Source organism: Inquilinus sp. OTU3971 (genome assembly GCF_038440215.1).
The window spans coordinates 1-3,867 of the sequence record NZ_JASATH010000353.1 but is presented as its reverse complement, the minus strand read 5'-3'; the positions used below and the strand labels follow the sequence as shown (position 1 = coordinate 3,867).

At 69.1% G+C, this 3,867-nt stretch carries 2 protein-coding genes; both read left to right on the top strand.

Features of this window, described 5'->3' with window-relative positions:
* Positions 1-544 precede the first annotated feature (544 nt).
* On the top strand, positions 545-2,413 hold the full coding sequence (locus AAHM41_RS39435; RefSeq protein WP_342242109.1) for an adenine deaminase: 1,869 nt from the start codon (positions 545-547) through the stop codon (positions 2,411-2,413).
* A gap of 55 nt (positions 2,414-2,468) precedes the next feature.
* Positions 2,469-3,842, top strand: a complete 1,374-nt coding sequence (locus AAHM41_RS39430) for an NCS2 family permease (protein WP_342242108.1) — start codon at positions 2,469-2,471, stop codon at positions 3,840-3,842.
* Positions 3,843-3,867 lie beyond the last annotated feature (25 nt).

Genomic DNA, 3,867 nt, shown 5'->3' with positions numbered 1-3,867 from the left:
GCCGGGGGGGGGGGGGCGGGGGGGGGGGGGGGGGGGGGGGGGGGGGGGGGGGCCGCCCCGGGGCGCGGGGGGGGCCCCCCGCGCCCCGGGCCGGGGCCCCCCCGCCGCCCTGGAGGACGAGGCGGCGGGAGGTGGGAATGGACATGATGGTCTCCTGCTGGCTGTCCGTCGACCCGGGTCACGCCACGCCGGCCGGCGAACGCCTGAGGCGGAGGTTGGCTGCCCACAGTCAAGGGAATCACTGACAGGCGAGCTATAGCCGAGATCAGATAAAGTTTTGTTAAGGTGACTCCGCTTTGCAGAGCAAATAAAATCAGTGTTTGTATTTCATTTCATATTTGTTGCAATTATATTGCCATTCGAATTTTCTGATAACTTGTTCTGTCCTTGGTTTGGGGTTGGTCTTGGGCCGAAGGATGAGGTTCCCGGCCATCCCTTGGTCGGGGCGTTCCTTCGGACCTTCACCTGCGACTCGCGGAAAAGGGACTGGCGGGCATTCCTAGGGAGGCGTAAAGGTCGGACATACCTCTTTCGGAGACCGACCATGGCGACCCCCTTGCCCGATGATCTTTTGATCGGTGCCGAGGACGAGGTGGCGATTCGCCAGGACCTGGTGCTGACGGCGCTGGGCAAGCGCCCGGCCGACACGCTGCTGCGGGTGGGCCGGCTGCTCGACGTCCACACCCGCAGCTGGCGCGACGACCAGGAGATCGCGATCAAGGGGCGGCGCATCGCCTGGACCGGCCCGGCCGGGAGCTATCCCGGCACCGCGGCGCGGCGGGTGGAGAAGCCGGCGCTGGCGGCCGTGCCGGGCTTCGGCGAGGTGCACAAGCATATCGAAAGCACGCATCTGACGCCGGAATGGGAGGCGGCGCTGGTGCTGCCGCGCGGCAACACCTGGACCTGCGAGGCCAGCCACGAATTCTCCAATGTCGACGGGCCGAACAACCTGGCCTTCTGGTTCGAGGCCCGGCGCCGCGGCTCGCCCTTGAAGATCTTCCCGCTGCCCGGATCGGCGGTGCCGCCGACGGCCTATGAATGGGGCGGCGGCTGGTACGGCTATGACGAGCAGAAGGGCTTCCTGAAGGACAGCCTGATGGTCGCCGGGCTGGACGAGGTGATGGACTGGCCGGCGGTCTGGAACCCGGAGAACCCGTCCTATCCGCGGCTCTGGGGCATGATCCGCGCCACCTTCGAGCAGCGCGGCGTGGTCGAGGGCCACGGCGCGGGCCTGCGCGACACCGCCGCGATCAGCGCCTTCGCCGCCGCCGGCCTGGCCTCCGACCACGAGGCGTGGACGCCGGAGGAGGTGTGGGAGAAGCTGGCCCACGGCATCTTCGTCGAGCTGCGGCCGTATTCGATGCCGGAGGTGATCCCCTGGCTGATCGAACGGGGCCTGGCCGACTGGTCGCAGCTCGCCTTCACCACCGACGACCGCAGCGTCTCCGACACCTTCAAGCTCGGCGCCACCGACCACAATGCCCGGCTGGCGATCCGGCATGGGCTGGCGCCGGAGATCGCGATCCAGTGCGTCACCCTGAACCCGGCGCGGCACATGCGGCTGACGCCCTGGGTCGGCAGCCTGGCGCCGGGCCGCTACGCCGATGTCGTGCTGCTGTCGGACGTGGCGAGCCTGGAGATCGCCGAGGTCTGGTCCGACGGCCAGCCGGTGTCGGAGGGCCAGCGCTACACCGGCCCGGTGCCGGCGATCGACTGGCCGGGCTGGGCGCGGCAGACGGTCAACATCAAGCGTTCCCTCACGGCAGACGACTTCGCCCTGCCAGCCGCGCCGGGCCGCGACACCATGCAGGCGGCGCTGCTGCGGCCCTTCCATTGGGACGACGTCTTCATCACCGCCGAACTGCCGGTGCGCGACGGCGCGGTGCAGCGCGACCCGGAGCGCAACATCACGAAGTTCGCCATCGTCGACCGCTTCTCCGGCGATGGCCGGGTGGCGAAGATGTTCTGGCTCGGCTGCGGCCCGCGCACGGCGGAGACGGCGCTGGCCTGCTCGGTCGCGCATGACAAGCACAACATCTGGGTCACCGGCTCCTCCGACGCGGCGATGGCGCTGGCGGTCAACACCCTGACCGGGCTGCAGGGCGGCTGGGCCCTGGTGCGCGACGGCCGGGTGCTGGCCACGGTGCGCTACGAGATCGGCGGGCTGATGAGCTGCCGGCCGCCGGAGGATCTCGACGCCGAGATGCAGGCGCTCTACGCCGCGGCCGAGACGATCGACTGGATGTACGAGCCGTCCTTCCATCCGCGCTGGTTCCCGGGATTCCCGGAACGGCTGATCTTCGCCACCCTGACCTGCGCGCCGTGGCGCTGGGTCCTGGTGGCGCCCTGCGAGCAGGCGCCGCAGGGCTTCGTCAATGTGCAGAGCGGGGAGACCCACCCCGTCGTCTGGTAGGGGAAGCGCCGTTCCGTTCGAACCGACCCGGCGCAGACCCGGGCGAGGGGGGCTCATGACCGTTTCCAACCTGTCCCGGACATCCTCCGCCAAGGACTGGCTCGACCGCCGCTTCAGGCTGTCCGAGCGCGGCAGCTCGGTGCCGCAGGAGGTGATCGCCGGCATCACCACCTTCGCGGCGATGGCCTATATCGTCGCCGTCAACCCGGCGATCATGTCGGCCGCGGGGATGGACCGCGGCGACCTGGTGATCGCCACCGCCCTGGCGGCGATCTTCGGCAGCCTGATGATGGGGCTGACCGCCAACCTGCCGCTGGCCGTGGCCCCGGCGATGGGATCCAACATCGTCTTCGCCTATGTGATGGTGAAGCAGATGGGCATCCCCTGGCAGGGGGCGCTGGCCATGGTCGCCGTCACCGGCGTGATCTTCCTGGCCCTGAGCCTGTCGAAGCTGCGCGAGAAGGTGGCCAAGGAGGTGCCGGACGCGCTGAAGATCGGCATCCAGGCGGCGGTCGGCACGCTGATCGTGTTCATCGGCCTGCGCGGCGCCGGCTTCATCGTCGCCAACCCGAACACCTATGTGGCGATGGGGTCGCTGGCCAGCCCGCCGGTGCTGCTGACGCTGGCCGGCATCCTGGTCACGCCGGTGCTGGTCGCGCGCGGCGTGCCGGGGGCGCTGATCCTGTCGATCGCCGTGCTCACCGTGATCGGCATGTTCGTGCCGCTGAAGGATGACGGCACCATGGTAACGACGCTGCCGGCCGCGGTGTTCGCCCTGCCGAAATGGCCGGAGAGCACCTTCCTGGCGCTCGACTTCAGCTACCTCATCTCGCATTTCGTGGTGGCGCTGCCGCTGATGTTCTACTTCCTGTGCGGCGAGTTCTTCAGCACCCTGGCGACGCTGATCGGCGTCACCGGCGCTGCCAATCTGCGCCGGCCGGACGGGTCGATCCCGAACGCCACCGCCGCCTTCTCGACCGACGCCACCGCGACCATCGTCGGGCCGCTGCTCGGCACCTCGGTGGTGACGGCCTTCATCGAATCCGTCGCCGGGGTGCAGGCCGGCGGCCGCACCGGTCTGACCTCGGTGGTGGTCGCGGCCTGCTTCGTGCTGGCGCTGTTCATCTGGCCGGTCTTCGTCATCATCCCGCCCCAGGCCACGGCGCCGGCGCTGGTGGTGGTCGGCATCTTCATGCTGCAAGGGCTGGCACGGGTCGACATGTCGGACCTCGCCAATGCGGTGCCGGTGGTGCTGATGCTGCTGGTCACGGTGCTCAGCAACAACCTGATCAACGGCATGGCGATCGGCACCTTCGCCTACATCCTGCTGTGCCTGGCCCTCGGCCGCCGCTCTGGCCTCACGACGGTGGTGTGGGGGATCGGGGTGATCTTCGTGCTGTATTTCGTGGTGACCAGCCGGCTGATGTGAGGGGCGGGCCGAGAGTGTGGAGGGC

Excerpts from the sequence above, each read along its gene's own strand:
- AAHM41_RS39435 (WP_342242109.1), top strand. The coding sequence starts at position 545 with ATGGCGACCCCCTTGCCCGATGATCTTTTGATCGGTGCCGAGGACGAG.
- AAHM41_RS39430 (WP_342242108.1), top strand. The coding sequence starts at position 2,469 with ATGACCGTTTCCAACCTGTCCCGGACATCCTCCGCCAAGGACTGGCTC.